Origin of the sequence: Paenibacillus auburnensis, from assembly GCF_927798115.1 — a bacterium.
GTDB lineage: Bacteria > Bacillota > Bacilli > Paenibacillales > Paenibacillaceae > Paenibacillus_AQ > Paenibacillus_AQ auburnensis.
Genome location: NZ_CAKMMG010000009.1, coordinates 179,568 through 196,614, shown reverse-complemented (window position 1 = coordinate 196,614; position 17,047 = coordinate 179,568). Strand labels below are relative to the sequence as shown.

The following is a 17,047-nucleotide window of genomic DNA, read 5'->3' as shown; positions in this document are numbered from 1 at the left end:
CTGCAATATGGAGCATATCATACTCTTTAGGATTATAGAGAATTAGAGATAAAATTGTTATAGATAAATTTGAAGTTATTACTACGTACATAGATCAAATAAACGCATATTAGCGGGGATCCTCATTGAGTCAGGAGACTGCTCACTTATTAGAAACGAAAGAGTAGCAAGCTCATCCTTTTTAGGTGCTATAATAGGGGAACAAAGCAGGAACAAAGACTATTTTGCTACAGGAGACCGATTGCGATGCAGCCAAACTATGCCCTGGATGATGCCGAATGGAACAAGCTCATTTCGGATGCGGCCTATTATTTCGATGATTTAACCCTGAAGCGGGGATTTCAATATTATAAGCAGAACCGGGTGCAGACATTCTCCATCAGTGAACCCCGGAAAATGAGGGCAATGGTTGAAGGCCGGGAAAACTATGGCGTCTATATCAACCTGGACAATTTCCCAGGCAATTATTGCGACTGTCCGGTGAATGAACCCTGTAAGCATATAGCGGCGGTACTCATGTATTATGCTGATGCGCAAAAGCGGTCCGTGGCTTCCCTGGCCAATGCCAAGGCGGTCGTCAGCCGCCCCAAAGCAGCTGCTGCCAGCGCCGAGGTCCCGGCAGGAACCGGGAGCCGCAGCGCCTTGGTGAAGAAGCTCGGCGGACTCATTCCCGGAGGGACGGTAGCCCAGTGGCGCGAATATCTTCAGCTGCTCACCTCTCCGCTTGCGCATACGGTGCGGAACCCCCAGTATGCCGACAGGGCACTGGCCGCCATTGCCGAGGCGAAGCCGCAGCTCTCCCCTGCTGCCGGTATGCTGTTCAAGCTGCACGCGCATCTCTTCATCCTGGAGAATCTGCTGAGGCCTAATCTGCCTGCAGCGGCAGCCCCTGTCCTAGGCTATTCGCTCGGTTATTATACCGCCGTGGCCGTCTCTGAGCTTCAGGCCGCTGTAACCCGCCTGATGAATACTACGCTGCCGCTGGCGGAGGAACCCGGAGAGTGGCAGCGGGTAAAGGATACTTTATCCTATCTGCGGCAGGAGATGCTGACGGAAGCGCGTGACCGCTCGCGTGATCAGCCTTATTTCTCCGCCTGTTATGAACTGCTCTGGAGAAAATGGATTGCTCCCAACACGGATGGAGCGGCCCTCTATTCGGAAGAGCTGGACGCCCTGCGTCAGGAGGGACAGGAGCTCGGAGCTGCACACTCGCGCCAGTCGCTGCTGCTGGCTGAGAGCCGGATGTATTACCTGCTTAGCGACGACCGGGCGGCGTGGGAGCTGCTCCGCAAGACAGCGGAACGGCCCGGCATTTATCCGGATGAGCTGATGAGCTTCCTTATCCCGCTCGCCGAAGCCGGACACTGGTCACGCCTGACGTCATGGCTTGCTGAAATCGGCCCTCTGCTGACCAGCCGGTTGTACAATCTCAGCGATTATGCCGGGTACTGGAAAGAAGCGGTCCGGCGTTTACCGGAGACAGAACCGCTGATGTGGGACACGCTGTCCGGCATGCTGCCGATATCCCGGGAAATTTACGAAGACCTGCTGCTGGACTATGGCAAATGGCAGGACTGGATGGATTATCAGTTATCTTCCGGCAAAGCCCCTTCTGATTTCCGTGTCAGCGATCTCCAGCCGCTGGAGAAAAATGCGCCGGAGCTGCTGTTGCCCTTCTATCACCAGGCCGTAGAACGGTTTGTGGTGGAGAAAAACCGGCATAGCTATAAAGCGGCCGTCAAACTGATGAAGCGGTTAGCCAAGCTGTACAAGAAGCTTAAACGCGAGGAGCGCTGGGAGGAATTCTTAGAAGCCTTCACCTCCCGGAACAGCAGGCTGCGTGCCCTGCAGGAAGAGCTGCGGAAAGGAAAGCTGATCCCATGAGCAAGTATATGCGCAATATTACCGTCCAGCTCGCCCTGACCAAGTACGGGGATGCCCTGATTTACGCCGTCGACGACAGGGACGACTATGTTCCCGGTGTTCAGCTGAAGCAGAAGCTGTTTGCCTGGCATGAAGAGTCTTTTTATGGAACGGAGCTGACCTTGCAAAACGCGGATGGCGTGGAGCTGGTAGTGCTGCCTGCCGAGCAGGTGGTCCCGTTCTTCGCGGATCTCCGGCTGCTCCGGCATGTGGGCTGGAGCTGGCAGGGCGATGCCGCCCTGCTGACCGAGCTGGCCCCGGCCGTCTCCGGGCTGCTGGCAGAGAAGCAGTATGTACCCAGCTTCGCGGCTTACCGTGAAGGCCAGCTCCAGTGGAACTGGGACGACAAGGCCCTTCAGCTGCTGGCCGAAGGGAATGACAAGCTTACAGCCGCGCTGCGCGGGCTGGCTGAACGGCGCGGACTGGCCGAGGGGCTCGGCGCCGCCTTCTCAGCGGCGGTGTTCCAGCGCTACTACGGCACGGAAGCCGAAGCCGGCGACCTGCGCAGCGAATTCCCGCTGCTGTTCAGTAGCAGCGGAGCATCAGCTCTCGGAATCGATGCCGAGAGCTGGCTGATGTCCATCGGCTGGAAAGCCGACACCGCGCCGTTCCGGCCGGCGCTGCAGCTGCTGGAGCCGGACGCGGACACGTCCTACTGGCGGCTCCAGCTGCTCCTGCAGGACAAGCGCGATGAATCCGCGCTTGTGCCGCTGCGGCTCACCGGAGACGGCGAGCCGCACGGCCAGTGGCCCGCATCGTGGACGGCCCATGTCCGCGAGCGGGCGGCCGGGTGGCTCTCGCGGCTGCGCGAGAGCCTGCCCGGCGGGCACATCGGCCACGGGGACGATGTGCTCGGGGAACCGCTCAGCGACGCGCTCGCGTGGCGGTTCCTGACACAGGACAGCCGGCTGCTGCTGGAAGCCGGCTGGCAGGTGCTGCTGCCGGCGTGGTGGGAGGCCGCCAGCCGCCGGAAACCGCGCCTGCGCGCCAAGATCAGCTCCGGCGAGGGCAGCCGCGGCGGCGGCAAGTCGCTGTTCGGGCTGGATGCGCTGGTCGACTTCGACTGGCGCATCTCGATCGGCGACGCCGACCTTACAGAGGCGGAGTTCGCCGAGCTGGTCGCCCGGGGCGAACGGCTCGTGCAGTTCCGGGGCAAGTGGATTCCGCTTGACCCCGCCCTGCTGGCCCAGATTCAGCGGGCCATGGCCGGGATGGACAAGTCCAAGGGCCTGTCCTTCCAGGACGTATTGCAGCTGCATCTGCTGGGCAGTGGTGAAGATGGATTAAGCGAGGAAGCCGCAGCGGAGCAGGCCGAGGAGCAGGCGGCCCGCTTCCGGCTGGAAGTGGAGCTGAACGAGCATCTGGTCCAGCTGATCGGCCAGCTTGGGCAGCGTGACCAGTGGCCGAAGCCGGCTGTACCGGCCGCACTGCAGGCCGAGCTTCGCAGCTATCAGCATGAAGGCTACGCCTGGCTGGCCTTTCTCCGCCGTTTCGGCCTCGGGGCCGTCCTGGCCGATGATATGGGCCTCGGCAAAACCGTGCAGCTGATCTCCTATCTCCTGCACCTGAAAGAGCTGGCGGCCGACCCGGCGGGCGGCCAGCCGCAGACGGATCCTCCGGGCTGGCCGGCACTGATCATCTGCCCGACCTCCGTACTCGGCAACTGGCAGAAGGAGCTACAGCGCTTCGCCCCGTCCCTGAACGTCATGCTGCACTATGGCAGCAGGCGGCTGAATGCCGGGTACTTCTACGGCGCAGCCTCGCAGGCCGATGTAGTCTTGACCTCCTACGCCACGGCAGCACTAGACCAGGAGCTGCTGCAGCAGTTCACCTGGGCTGCAGTATGTCTGGATGAAGCACAGAACATCAAGAACGCCGGGACGAAGCAGTCTGCGGCGGTGCGCAGCTTCCCGGCCCTGCACCGGATTGCCCTGACAGGAACGCCGATTGAGAACCGGCTGTCGGAGCTATGGTCGATCTACGATTTTATTACACCCGGCTACCTGGGCAGCGCCAAGTCCTTCCAGGACCGGTTCGCGAATGCCATAGAGAAAGAACGGAATCCCGAGCGGACAGCGGATCTGCAGCGGCTCGTGAAGCCCTTCATGCTGCGCCGCAAAAAGAAAGATCCCCATATTCAGCTGGATCTTCCCGATAAAAATGAAATGAAGACCTATGTCAACCTGACCGCAGAGCAGGCGGCCCTCTATGACCAGCATGTAACTGGGCTGCTGGAGAAGATGAACAAGCTGGAAGGCATTGAGCGCAAAGGCGCTATTCTCGCCGCGTTGACCAGCCTTAAGCAGCTCTGTGATCATCCTGTACTGCTGACGAAGGAGGCCCTGCCCGATCCGGCCGCAGAAGGCGGGCTAGGCACCGCCTCTCTGATTGAGCGTTCCGCGAAGCTGGAACGGCTCCTGGCGATGGTGCGGGAGCTGCGCGAAGAGAACGAACGCTGCCTGATCTTCACCCAGTATGTCGGCATGGGCCGGATGCTACAGTCCGTGCTCCAGCAGGAGCTGAAGGAACCGGTACTGTATCTGAACGGCAGCACCTCCAAGCAGGCCCGCGACCGCATGATTGAGCAGTTCCAGGCCCCTTCGCCTCCGGACGGATCTCCGGCATCAGCCGATCAGCCGAATGTATTCATCCTTTCACTGAAAGCGGGCGGAGTCGGCCTCAATCTGACCGCAGCCAACCATGTCTTCCATTTCGACCGCTGGTGGAATCCGGCTGTGGAGAATCAGGCCACGGACCGCGCCTACCGGATGGGCCAGACCAAGGATGTGCAGGTGCATAAATTCATCTCGCTTGGAACCCTGGAGGAACGCATTGACGAAATGCTGGAGAGTAAGCAGCAGCTCAGCGATGATGTCATCTCCGGCTCCGAGAACTGGATTACCGAGCTGTCCACGGATGCACTTAAGGATCTGTTCAGCCTGCGCCGGGAATGGGTAAGCTGATTTGCCAGAAAATAATGGATGTGCTAAGATGGACTCAACTTTTAGGAACGGAGGGTTGCAAATGAATGTGATAGATTTTATCCGGATTCGTACTTTGCGCGGCTAATTCAGATATGAATAGCGCTAAAGTTCTGCCCATGTGCAGAGGACTCAGGATAGGTCTATCCATTTTTAAAGGCAACCCGCAGTTTGACCGGGCGGACAGGGAATGATGTGCCGCCTTCGCCTTTAGAAATCGCACCCCATAGAGAATTGATCACCTTAACCGGGCAGGTTGGAATAGGCCGCCTATTTCCGTTTGCCGGTACCGGATGCTTCGTTCATTTTCGCTGTGGGATGCGCCAGCTGGTTGATGCCGTGCATGCCAATGCATGGCCTTCCCGGCCTATTCTATTTCCTCTAATTCAAGCACAGGCAGATTACCGCCTGTGCTTTTTTCATGTCCGTTTAGCCCCTTAACCGTTAAGTCTGTTTTAGTCCGCATCATACCACCCGCAGCTTACACAGTCACAAAATTTCAGGAGGTTGATAAATATATGGAAGCCGCACAGCAACAGGCCATCATCGTTGGCGTTCAACTGCAAAAGCAAAATGAGAAGGATTTTGCATATTCGATGGAGGAGCTGCGCAATTTGGCTGCAGCCTGCAATATCAAAGTTATCGGTGAACTGAGCCAGAAAGCCAGCCGGGTGAATCCCTCCCACTATCTGGGCACAGGGAAAATTCAGGAACTGGCCGCGCTGCCGGAGGATGAGGATACGATCATTATCTTCAATGATGAGCTGACGCCTTCGCAGATCCGCAATTTGGAGTCGGCACTGGACCGTCAAGTTATTGACCGGACGATTCTGATCCTGAATATTTTTGCGCAGCGGGCCAAAACCAAGGAAGCCCAGCTGCAGGTCGAAGTCGCCCAGCTTCAATATATGCTTCCCCGCCTAACCGGCATGCGCGAATCGCTCGGCCGGCAGGGCGGCGGATCGGGCCTGAATAACAGAGGGACCGGTGAAACGAAGCTGGAGCTGGACCGCAGAAGAATTGAAGAACGGATTACGGCACTGCAGAACGAGCTGCATACGCAGGTGGAGCGGCGCCAGATCCAGCGCAGGCAGCGGCAAAAAAATGAAGTCCCGGTGGTCTGTCTTGTCGGGTATACCAACGCCGGCAAGTCCAGCTTATTAAATGCCATGGTAGAGGAATATCATCCCGGCTCGGGCAAGCAGGTATTTGCCAAGGATATGCTGTTCGCCACACTGGAGACGTCGGTCCGCAGCATTAAGCTTCCGGATCACAAAACCTTCCTGCTAACCGACACGGTAGGTTTCGTCAGCCAGCTGCCCCATCACCTCGTTAAGGCCTTCCGCTCTACACTGGAGGAAGTGACCGAGGCGGATCTGCTGATCCATGTGGTCGACGCTTCCGATCCGCAGCATGAACAGCATATGGAGGTAACAGCTGAGACGCTCAAAGCGCTGGGCGCAGAGGGCATTCCCACGGTGTACGCCTACAATAAAGCGGATCTGACCGACCGGCCTTATCCTGTTGTGGAAGGAGATTCCGTCACCCTCTCCGCCAGACAGGGCAGCGGAATCGCCGAGCTTACCGGACTGATCCGCGGGCATGTCTTTAATGACTACATTCAGTGTGAAATTCTGATCCCGTATGACCGCGGCAGTATCGTTTCGTATTTCAATGAACATGCCCATGTCCAGGAGACCAGCTACGAAGAGCAGGGAACAAAGCTCCTACTGGAATGCAGAGCTGCCGACTATGAGCGGTTCCGTGGCGATTTCATAGAGCTTTCCAGTTAAAAGTTTACGTAAAAAAGAGCTGAGCTCCAGGGCGGATCCCCTGGAGCTCAGCTCTTTTAGTCTATTCAGAGAGTGCCGTCCGCCGCCGGACCGGGACGCAGCCGCAGCGAGAAGGCCTCCCCGGATTCAGTGCTGCCGCTCACCCGGAGGATACCTTCACCGGTTGCTTCCACCCGCGGGTCTCCGCTGTCACCATCCGCCCGGACAGCGAGCGAGAACACAAAGGCCGCTTGCCGCAGGCTGGTAAAATCAATGCTGCAGCGCGGGCCGGAATACAGAATCATATCCAGATGGATACTGTCCGCCGTCCGGTCCAGCGCCCAGCTCAGGTTCCGCCCGGAGTCCGGCTGTCCGGTGAATACCGCAAACCATGTTGTCAGACAGAAGGCGGACTCCCCGATCCGCAGTTCGGCTCCCTCTTCTGTAGGCTCTACAGTGATGCCCGCGGTATGACCGCCGATCTCCAGCCGCAGCCGGATATCTTCAGCATCAATCGCCCCGCTGATCCGGTCCAGATTAGGATGGGTGTCCCCGCCGTCAGTCACAAAATCAATTCCGAACAGCAAATCCCCCTGATCCTGTCTGGTTTTAATCCGGGCAGAGCAATAATCATAGCCGTCATGCAGGCAGCGTAGCCTGATATAGGCCGGAGCACCATTATTATTCACATAGGCCAGCAGCGGCCGTCTCTGATTCCATAAATCACTGTCCGTAAATGAACCCATGCTGAACTGCGGCGTCATAAAAGTAACTGCCCATTTGCCGCTGCCATCATCGGCATTCCCTTCATACAGCTGTCTCACTTCTTTGGTCTCCGGTACCGTGAAGCAGTCCAGATAGGCGTCCGGGCAATAAAATCCGCTACCGTACCACTCCTCCTCATAAGGAAGCTCATCCCATGGAAAAAACATCACTTCACCCCTGGTCGCCATCTGCAGAAACGCCTTGCTCTGCTCGCTCAGCAGTGTCTGGTAGGAGCGGGAATGCGGACCGGACCACTGCGCAGTTCCGGGATGATAATATCCGGCTACCGTTTTCCACGTCAGGTGAATCAGCTCACTGCACAGCTCCTTCACGGTTCTGTCCGCTGACTCGATCCTCAGCTTCGACAGCTCCAGAATGGCAATATAGGTATACACCGGACTGTTGAACTCCTGAAAGGCTCCGCGTTCCATGGTATATGCATAGAGTTTTTTCAAGCGTTCCAGCCCGTAGTCCGCATAATCCTCCCGGGCGAGCTGCTCTCCGGCAATTCTGGTAACTAAGGCCCCGAGAATAGCAATATTGGTATAATCGGGTCCGACATCCCGCTTGATAATCGCCTCACAGGCATACTCCACCGAGCGGATCGTTGCCTCGCGCAGCTCCTGCGGAAAACGGTGCCCGTGACGCGCCAGAGCCTGAATCAGCCGGCTGCCGCAGAAATCGGCCCAGTTCCAGTCGGGCGGCGCCATTTTGGCCAGCGGCTCTTCATAGAACCAGGACCAGATGCCAAAGGTGTCGTGGCTCCGGTCCGTATCCTGCAGCGAAATCACCTGTGCGATAATGTCAAAGGCCCGCTGCTCCCATTCAGTAAGCTCTGTATCGAGCAGCCCCAGGGCATAGGACAGCGAATCCCGCGTAGAATGGATAAATTCGGCCTGCTTCAGGGTGGTATGGTATCCGGGGCTGCTGAACGGCGAGCGCAGCATGGCAAGCTCCGGATTATAGCGGGCCTCCAGCCCGCGCATTTTGCGGATCAGCATTTCGCGCTGGTTCATGTTTTCTCTGGTATAACCTGCCGCGTTATTCACTCTTATTTCCCTGCCTTTCTGACCGTGGTCACATTCGGCTGTCCGTTAGACTTCTGGCTCAGCGTCTGTGCCAGCAATTGCATTACCAGCCCCTGCCCGTACAGTGCCGGATAGACAGCGATCTCATTATAGGCCTCAGCAGAAGGCATTACCGGAGTTCCGGCTGATACCCCCTTCACTTCACCCTCATCCGTGATGAGCGGAAGAATAGCACCGAGCGCCTGCTCCGCACTGGTCAGATATGAAGGGTCCAGCATGCCGCTCTGTACGCCCCGGATGAATCCGCAGGCGATACCCGCGCTGCCCGAGGTCTCTTTGTAATATTCCGGCCTGTCCAGGACCGTATGCCACAATCCGTCCTCCGCCTGGCAGGAGCGAAGGCCAGCGGCAAGCCTGTCGTACCGATTGTACAGCTCCCCGGGGATCCCGGTTAACTCCTTAATTTCTGCCACAATCTGCGGAACGGCCAGCGTAATCCAGGCGTTGGCCCGCGCCCAGCGGACAGCCGACATATGATTCCCCGCAAGGGAGTTCCAGCCGTGGAACAGCAGCCCTGTCTGCTCATCCTGGAGCAGCCGCAGATGCAGCAGCGTCTGCTCCAGCGCAGCCTCCGCGATTCTGCGCTCCCCGGTCAGTCCGGCCTGCCGCGCCAGGAACAGCACTGCCATGTAGACCGTATCCGCCCACACCTGTTCCGGGAACTTGGCTGCCTCTGTGACGGTATGCTCCAGCGCCCCTTCCCGGGTTCTCGGCGCCGTCTCCAGCATCCAGCCGGCAATTTCACCCGCCTTCTCCAGAAACCAGCTATTCTGTGTCCGCCGGTACAGACCGGGAAAAACCGCATAAGGAGCCATGGAATTAATTACCTTAATGCCTTCGGCCTGCTGCTTATTCCGCTCTACCCACTCCAGCACATAATCGACGGCCTTGTCCCGGCCCGTAGCCTGGCCGTAGTCCAGGATGGAAATAATGCCAACCCCCGGCACCCAGTCCCAGTGGCCGATGTCCATTCCCCAATTACCGCTGTGCCGTTCAGCGGTCATATACGCAAATAACCGTTCCAATATAGGCTCCAGCATAAGCTTAGTGTGGGACATGCTGCAGCCTCCTTGGACTCAGGTAATCTTCCTCGGGATCGGCATCAACGGGTGAATGTCCCTGAAACGGAGCTTCTCCGAACAGGGCTTTGACCGTGAACTCTACCGTTTCCTCGTGCAGCGAATAGGCATTTACGAGCGTATCGAGGAACGGCATATCCCTCAGCAGAAACGGCGTGGCAAAAGATACCCCGATCGGACGGATCGTCTCCGCATGCTGCAGCGCCCAGATGGCTTTGGCCGCTTCGCCCACCGGGCGGGCCGAGTTCATCATGCCATGCAGCGGCATAAAATAAGGCACAAAGGCCGCATCCCAGCGGTTCCCGGATTGTTCCCATTTCTGCAGCGTATTTAGCGGCTCGAATTCATCGAGAATATCCACCTGCAGCCCCCTTGCCTGGAGCTGATCAACGAACAGCCCCATCCGTTCAAAGACCCGTCCCTGCGTTACTTTATTCAGCATGATCACCAGCACCCTGCGGGTCGTCTGCGGATCCAGCGGCAGGATATCTGCCCGGTTGCGGACAAGCGTAATACATTTCTCCGCAAGCTGTCTGCTTAGCTCTCTTGCCTGTCGGTCCTGCTCCGGCTTCAATTTATCATTCAGCAGCGGGACAGCGAGGGGGTCGCGTCCCTGTGCATCCAAATGCTGGAGGCCCAGCTCTGCCTTCATGGCCAGAATCCGCCGCACACTGGCATCCAGCCGTTCCATCGTTACCGTCCCTTGAGCCAGCGCTTTTTCCATGGTTTCAAAATACCTTACGCCCGGCCACAACAGCACATCCGTCCCGCTGTTCAGGCAGTCCACCATCCGCTGTTCATAATCTCCCCAGGCCAGGAATCCGCCCATATCCAGCGCATCGGAAAGCACCACGCCTTCAAAGCCCATCCGCCTGCGCAGCAAATCCGTAGTAATCCGCCGCGAGACGGTTGCCGGAACCGGCTTCCGGCCCTGGGCTGCAGCCCCTTCCATCCAGGGAAGAGCAATATGCCCCGTCATATACGACATAAGCCCTTGATCAATCAAATGCTGTGAGACCTTGCCATAGGTGGACCACCATTCCTCCTCCGGCAGGCTGTTGACCGTGGTAATGATATGCTGATCCCGGTAATCCACCCCATCGCCCGGAAAATGCTTGGCGCAAGCGGCGATTCCATAATCCTGCATCCCCCGCACTACAGCCGCAGACAAACGCTGGGCGCGCCCCGGCTCATCGCCCAGACAGCGGGTAGTGATCACCGGATTCATCCAGTTCAGCAGCAGATCCGTCCCCGGCGCCAGCGCCCAGGTGAACCCGGCCGCCCGGCCCTCGATCGCCGTATATTTGCCGTATTCGTAGGCCAGCGCTTCATCATCAGCTGCAGCGAGCGCAAGCAGCGGCGGGAATGCCGTCAGGCTTTTAACCGCTGAACCCGCGCCGAATTCCAGATCACCGGAAAACAGCAGCGGGAATTTACTGACCCTCTGCAGCAGCTCTACCCATTCCCGGTATTCCCCCGCTTTGCCCGCAGCCTTCTGGATCACCTCTCCGCCGATAAAAAAGCTGCCTACCGGGTATTTCTCCAGGTACGCTCTGACTTCATCCTCATCTGTAGCCTTGAACGGCAGCCGGCCGGCATGGTCCTGCATCGTCTGCCCGATCTTTTCCCGCACACTCATGGATTGTAGTGTATGCTCCACCCAATCCTGCTCATCCTTCGTTAACGGCCTCCGCATGATCCCGATTCCTCCTGGTCATTTCTACTCCAAGTGTAACCAATACCGCCAGGCCTCTAAATAAAGGCAACTATGAAATAAGTTCAAAATTCTATAAAGGTATAAGCCAAACTTAAGAATTGCCTGATCGGCAATGAACGCGGACTGCGGGGAATGTTTGGACTTCCGGCCGCTGTTAGGTTTGGATTTCCTGATTTTGACCGCTCTTCGCGGTAGAAATCCAAACCTAAAGGCGGACGCGTTCGCTCCTACAGTTCCAAACTTCCCCTCCGCCGCTTTCGCCTCTAGGAAGTGCTTAAATTCAGCTTATGTAGCGGCAAACCCTACCTCCCGTTACTTCAAGGAAACGGGAGGCGGGGGTTGCCTGTTCATCACCGCAGGATGATAATTACTCTCTAATCTCCACAGTCCGATTAAGCTGTCTAATCAATGCTCCCTGGCTCCTCTCCACGGTCAGGGCAGGCTAATATGCAGCGTCTCAGATAATTTATTGTTCTCCTTGTTCATTTCCTCGTAACGCCAGATATCATTAACGAAAAATTGGACCGTGAAATCGCCGATCGTCGGGACCGTCCAGCGCGGTGTTCCCTGGGCGCTGCTGTTCGCGGTCAGTGTAATCTCTTCCCCCGGCTGGATGATGCTGTTGTTCGTATCCGACCAGGAGACCACCCCGCCATTGACGGAGAAAGCGCCACCCGTAATCTGGCCAAGCCCGGTGGAGGCGTTCAGCGGGGTCGGGCGTACTCCGATGTTTTTGACCTTGGCCCAGAAGATTAAGGAGTCCCCCAACTGAGGTGTCGTATGGCTGGACGGCGTACCGTCGCTGTTCACGATATTCCAGCCGACATCCGTAACAGTCAAATCGGGATTCGGGACGGGCAGCGTCTGTTCATACCCCTCGAACTCGAAGCTGCTGACCATAACTGTTCCCTCACGCGCGATGATTTCAATCCGGTGCAGCCCGTAATCCAGTCCGGTCAGTTCGTAGACAATCTTGTTATCGCCCTCAAGACCGGCCTGCGGAATAACCACGGTTCCCTTCAGTTCTCCATCCACATAGACATCCGCGCTGCCCATATCGCTCTTGATGTTAGATCTCCAGCGGACGCCGATACCGTTAAAATTAAGCACCGCCGTGGCATCCGGCGAATAGGTCACATGAGACACTCCGTTCGGAGCCGGCTCAAAGCCGCTATAGTCGATATAAGCATTGTCATGCGCTACCGTATACCAGGCTGACACCGGAACAAAGGCCCCCTCCTCCAGCCTGAAGTAATCGAGATTCGCCCCGTTACCGCCCGAAGTAAAGGTAATCGTGTTATACCCCGGCTGAAGTGTGATGCCATACTGTCTGGCTGTAATATTGCTGGTCCAGCTTCCTGTGGTCGGCAGCGAAATGGTGGAGAGCTTTTGCCCGTTGACATAAATATTCTTCTTCGAATCCTGATTGGAGGCATATGCAATAGTTAAGGTATAACTGCCGCCGGAGGCTGAATAGAAGCCCTGGATCGAAATCGGACCGCCATGGGTTTGCTCCACAACCTTTTTACCGGAAGCGAGGTTGTTGGTGCCGATTCTTAACGGCAGGGCAAACGCAGCAGCCTCCGCCTCGAATTTCGTAGGGTCCCCCGCCACATGCGGTGTAATAGGCATTGCCAGAGTAGTCGCCGACACGTCAGGCGTTAAGGCAGACACGTTGCCCGAGTCATCCACTGCCTGCACCCTGTAGCTGTACGCTGTTTCCGGGGCAACGCTGTAATCATCGAAAAACGTAAGCTGTCCCGGCACGGTCATCACCGGCTCTGTTCCTCCATCCCGGAATACGCGGTATCCGGTCACCGTATCATTGTCGGTCGAAGCATTCCAGCTCACTCTGATCTGTTCATGGCTTACAGCCGCCGCAGCAACACCGGTTGGAATAGTAGGAGCGGTTGTCTCCAGTTCATCCAGGATATACTGCACCGTTTCGCCGGCCCCCAGAGTCACGTTAAGGGTAAGATATGGGGTTGCCGTGAGCTGCACAGTAGAGTGTGCAGCAGCATAGCTGTTGCCTGCCCCGAACACTTCTCCGGTGTAGGTTCCGCTGGCCGGCATCGTCACCTTCACCCGCATCGTCAACGGCTCCTTCTCGAAGTTGACGAAGTTCAGCAGGATTTTATCCGCCGATGCTCCAATGGTTGAGGTGCCGAGCGCCGAGGTATCGACTGCGCGGAAATAGGCTTTTTTGCCGGTCAAGGCAAAGGTATTCACCACCTTGTAGCTGAGCGGTCTTCCATGGGTCGCGTACGCTGCAGCCAATCTGCGGAAGGTCTTCAGCCTTGTCTCTTCCCCCTCATTCTGATTGGCTGGCACGGCCACCGTATCTTCAAACCGGTGAGTATTCCAGTTGATGCCGGAGTCGAACAGTCCAAATTCCGTACCGTCATTGAAGAAGGCTGCATGCTGCATAATATGGTCCGCATAACCGATGTCGCCGCGCATCTCCCGGTCAAAGGCAGCGGCAAACCTGTAAGCATATGTGCCGTATTTGGTGTTGTCGGAATGATTGTCATTGGCGCCGGTCTCGCTCATCGCCATTTCTTTGCCAAAGCCCTCATCCGATTGATTATATACGCGCAGATTCTCATAAAGACTGGCGCCAGGCAGCGGCTGCACGCCTGTACCGCCATAGCTGTGCCCGTTAGTCACATCAGACAGCTCTTCAATCTCCCGGCGCTGCTCCGCATCCCGTTCCCAGCCGTCGGGTGTCCCGTTATAAGGCCAATACGCCCAGCCCGGTGCCACAATCTTAAGGTAAGGCTGGTTGTTACTCTGCCGCTCCTCCTTCATCAGTTCATGGGTCGCCACCACGGCCTGCTGGGCCCAGCCGAACAGTCCCGGCTCATTGCCCGTCTCGGCATACTGATACAGGTCGCCGAATTTGCTGACAAAAGCAGCATAATAGCTCCTCAGTGCCGCTGGTATCGTGCCGCCCGCCAGCTCCGTGTTGCTCTTCCAGTTGCCGCCGATAATATTCACCATCGGCTCCAGATTAAGATCACGCAGTGCCGTCAGATAAGTGCGCCCCTGCGGGTCCCAGCCGCTGCTTGTGTCCGACCAGAAGGAGGCCCGCATCCAGTTGCCGCTATAGGCAATACCCATCCATTTGGTCATCGGGGCCAGATGGCGGATCGCATTCTCATCATATTTGAAAGTAGACGCGGCCAAGGTGCTGCCCAGATGGATATACCGGCCATGAACCGGCTCAAGCGCCGGCGCATTTAATGCATCCAGCCTGAAATAATCCCATTCGAACCATAAATATTGGTCTCCAGAATACCCGGGGGCCTGCGGGTCCGCGTAAAGGCCGCGGTCTACAGCCAGCGTAAGCACATTTTTGCCGATATGCAGCTGTTCCTTGGGGATATAGAGCTTGTAGGTCTGCTTCCAGGTGTTCGTTAAAGCGGTTTCACCATTATTCAAGCCGGTAATTTGAATCAGCCCGCTCATCAGGCCGTTGGAGAATACAGCCAGCTGGGGAATAGCCGTGCTTGCATCAATGACCTTGAAGCTGAATTGAATCCCATGCTCAGGAACCTGAGCCAGCTGGTAAGTAAGCTTCATTGTGCCGTTGGCATCTTGCTTCATTCCTTTGGAGATCGTGCTCCACCTTGCGGGAGGTACGGGGAGAGTTAGCTTTTCGCTAAATGCTTTTTCATATACAGATCCATATACGTTATCATATACACTACTGTATACATTGCTGTATACGTTGTTATAATCGGCAAATTCAGACGAGCTGTTGTTCTTGTTACCTACCTGCCACAACAAGCTCATTGGCGGTTCGTAAGTAGCGCTGTTTACCGTATCCGGGCTTGAGACCTGCTCCACCGGCTCTGCATTTGGCTGTACTTCCAACATAGCCGTGGCAGAGGTTGAGGCAGCTTTTACCCCTGGTCCGCCTGGCGCAATAAACGTGGTCATTACCATTAACAGAATAAGCAGTTTCGCTGTACTTTTATGAATTCGCACATTAACACCCTCTTCTCTAAATAAGATTAGGGCACCCCAAGTGCTGGCTCTGCGAATATGAATACCCGGTAACCGGGCAAGCGGCTAAATTCACGACGCTTGCCGGAGACCGGGTCTGCTACTGCTTCAGTTTCTTATTTGGCGGCCAGAAATGCATCCATTTGCGTTTGAATCTCGTTGATTACCGCATCCAGTCCGGCAGCCTTCAGCTTGCTGTTCATTTCCTTCAGGATCGGTTCAGGATCTTTTTCCCCGGAGTACAGGGTGTTCTTATACTGCTTCGTAATATTGATCAGCGCCCCGATCTGCGACTGCACCTTCGTGGAATCAAAGACGAAGCCGATGACAGGTGAGGTTTTGGAATTCGCATTCCAGTCTTTGTACAGCTGTACCCGTCTCGGATCTTCATCTTTATTCAGGTAGTTGAGCAGCACATTCCCAATCATCCAGGATGAGACGGAATTGTAGCCGCTGTCCGGAATGAACTCTACAGTGTTCGCATCCAGCTTCTTGTAGTGTTTGCCTTCAATGCCGAAGGTGAGCAGGTTATAGAGTACAGGATCGGTGTGAATCAGGTTGATGAACATCATCGCCCGTTCCGGATTCTTGGAGGTTCTGGAGATGGCCAGCATCGAGCCCTGCAGGCTCTTCGTGCCTACCTGCACCGGGAGAAGGGTTTTGATAATCATCGGTTTCTCGGCCAGACGTGTCCAGTCGTTGGTGGAGGTCGGGTTCATATTGCCGTAGACGAACCAGGCTTTGCCGCTTTTCACAGCATCCTTCAGCTCGGTTTTGTCCGTGGCCCCATTCTTATTGATATAGCCGGCTTCGTACCATTTGCGGATCAGCTTCAGCCGTTCCAGGATTTCCGGAGTATCGTATTCGTTGAATACCTTCATCGTTTTGTAATCCAGCAGGGTCGGAATTTCATTACTGCCGTCGAGGTCCTCGCTTTCCGGATATGCTGTGAACCAGTTCAGGCTGTCCGTATGGTTCATGAACAAGGGGGACATGCCCGGCTCTTTTTCCTTAATGACCTTGAGCATTGGTTCAATATCTTCCAGCTTCGTAATGCTGTTCACATCAAAGCCGTATTTATCGACGATCGCTTTATCAAAGGCAAACCCGACCGACTGGCCCAGTTCTTTTTCCGTTGGAACCGCATACAAATGTCCGTTTACAGTGGCAGCCTGCAGATACGCCGGATTAATCTGTGCTTTGGTTTCTTTGGCGTACTTATCCAGCAAATCCTCCAGCGGGGCATAAGCGCCCTTCGCGGCATTGGTCATGAAGTTCCAGGTATAGACCATGTCGAAGACTTCACCGGACTGGATCATCAGATTAACTTTGTCGGCCGGTTTATCCCAGCTCAGCTGGTTGATCTTGATGGTGGCGTTGATTTTATCCTTTAAATAAGCATTGATCTCCTGCTCTACGGACGCTACATCCTTATCCGGGCCGCCGGGCAGATACAGGGACAGTTCCACCTGTTCCAGCTCATTCGTTTTTTCGGTGGGGGCAGCAGTTTCGCTCGGGCTGGCAGCTGGAGCGGTGGTGCTTTTGGCCGTAGCCTCAGGGGCGGCGGCATTGTTGGTGTTGTTATTATTTCCTCCACACCCGCTTAGTGTAAGTCCGATCATCAAAACAAGTGATAGCATTAGACCCGTGCCTTTTTTAATTGCCATTACTCTTTTCCTCCCTCTTACTTGAAAAATATATGCTAATCGGCGTC

The 17,047-nt window shown here is 56.1% G+C and carries 8 protein-coding genes; 3 read left to right on the top strand and 5 right to left on the bottom strand.

The window, feature by feature from the left end; genetic code table 11:
- Positions 1-246 precede the first annotated feature (246 nt).
- The 3 genes from L6H70_RS23525 to hflX all read left to right on the top strand — a co-directional run bounded on the left by L6H70_RS23525 (position 247) and on the right by hflX (position 6,697).
- Positions 247-1,884, top strand: coding sequence for an SWIM zinc finger family protein (locus tag L6H70_RS23525; RefSeq protein WP_236336582.1), 1,638 nt, complete (start codon positions 247-249; stop codon positions 1,882-1,884).
- Positions 1,881-4,886, top strand: coding sequence for a DEAD/DEAH box helicase (locus tag L6H70_RS23520; protein WP_236336581.1), 3,006 nt, complete (start codon positions 1,881-1,883; stop codon positions 4,884-4,886). The genes L6H70_RS23525 and L6H70_RS23520 overlap by 4 nt, the downstream gene beginning before the upstream one ends.
- Before the next feature lie 536 nt (positions 4,887-5,422).
- Positions 5,423-6,697, top strand: a complete 1,275-nt coding sequence (gene hflX, locus L6H70_RS23515; protein ID WP_236336580.1) for a GTPase HflX — start codon at positions 5,423-5,425, stop codon at positions 6,695-6,697.
- 65 nt (positions 6,698-6,762) lie between these two features.
- On the opposite strand, the gene L6H70_RS23510 is transcribed toward hflX, so the two are convergent.
- The 5 genes from L6H70_RS23510 to L6H70_RS23490 form a co-directional block, all read right to left on the bottom strand.
- On the bottom strand, positions 6,763-8,457 hold the full coding sequence (locus L6H70_RS23510; RefSeq protein ID WP_236336579.1) for a hypothetical protein: 1,695 nt from the start codon (positions 8,455-8,457) through the stop codon (positions 6,763-6,765).
- Between the two features lie 35 nt (positions 8,458-8,492).
- Positions 8,493-9,587, bottom strand: coding sequence for a glycoside hydrolase family 88/105 protein (locus L6H70_RS23505; RefSeq protein ID WP_236336578.1), 1,095 nt, complete (start codon positions 9,585-9,587; stop codon positions 8,493-8,495).
- Positions 9,574-11,304, bottom strand: a complete 1,731-nt coding sequence (locus tag L6H70_RS23500) for a glycoside hydrolase family 3 protein (protein ID WP_236336577.1) — start codon at positions 11,302-11,304, stop codon at positions 9,574-9,576. The genes L6H70_RS23505 and L6H70_RS23500 overlap by 14 nt, the downstream gene beginning before the upstream one ends.
- Positions 11,305-11,757: 453 nt before the next feature.
- Positions 11,758-15,315, bottom strand: a complete 3,558-nt coding sequence (locus tag L6H70_RS23495) for a fibronectin type III domain-containing protein (protein WP_236336576.1) — start codon at positions 15,313-15,315, stop codon at positions 11,758-11,760.
- 134 nt (positions 15,316-15,449) lie between these two features.
- Entirely contained in the window at positions 15,450-17,000 is a 1,551-nt protein-coding gene (locus L6H70_RS23490; RefSeq protein WP_236336575.1) for an ABC transporter substrate-binding protein, read from the bottom strand.
- Positions 17,001-17,047 lie beyond the last annotated feature (47 nt).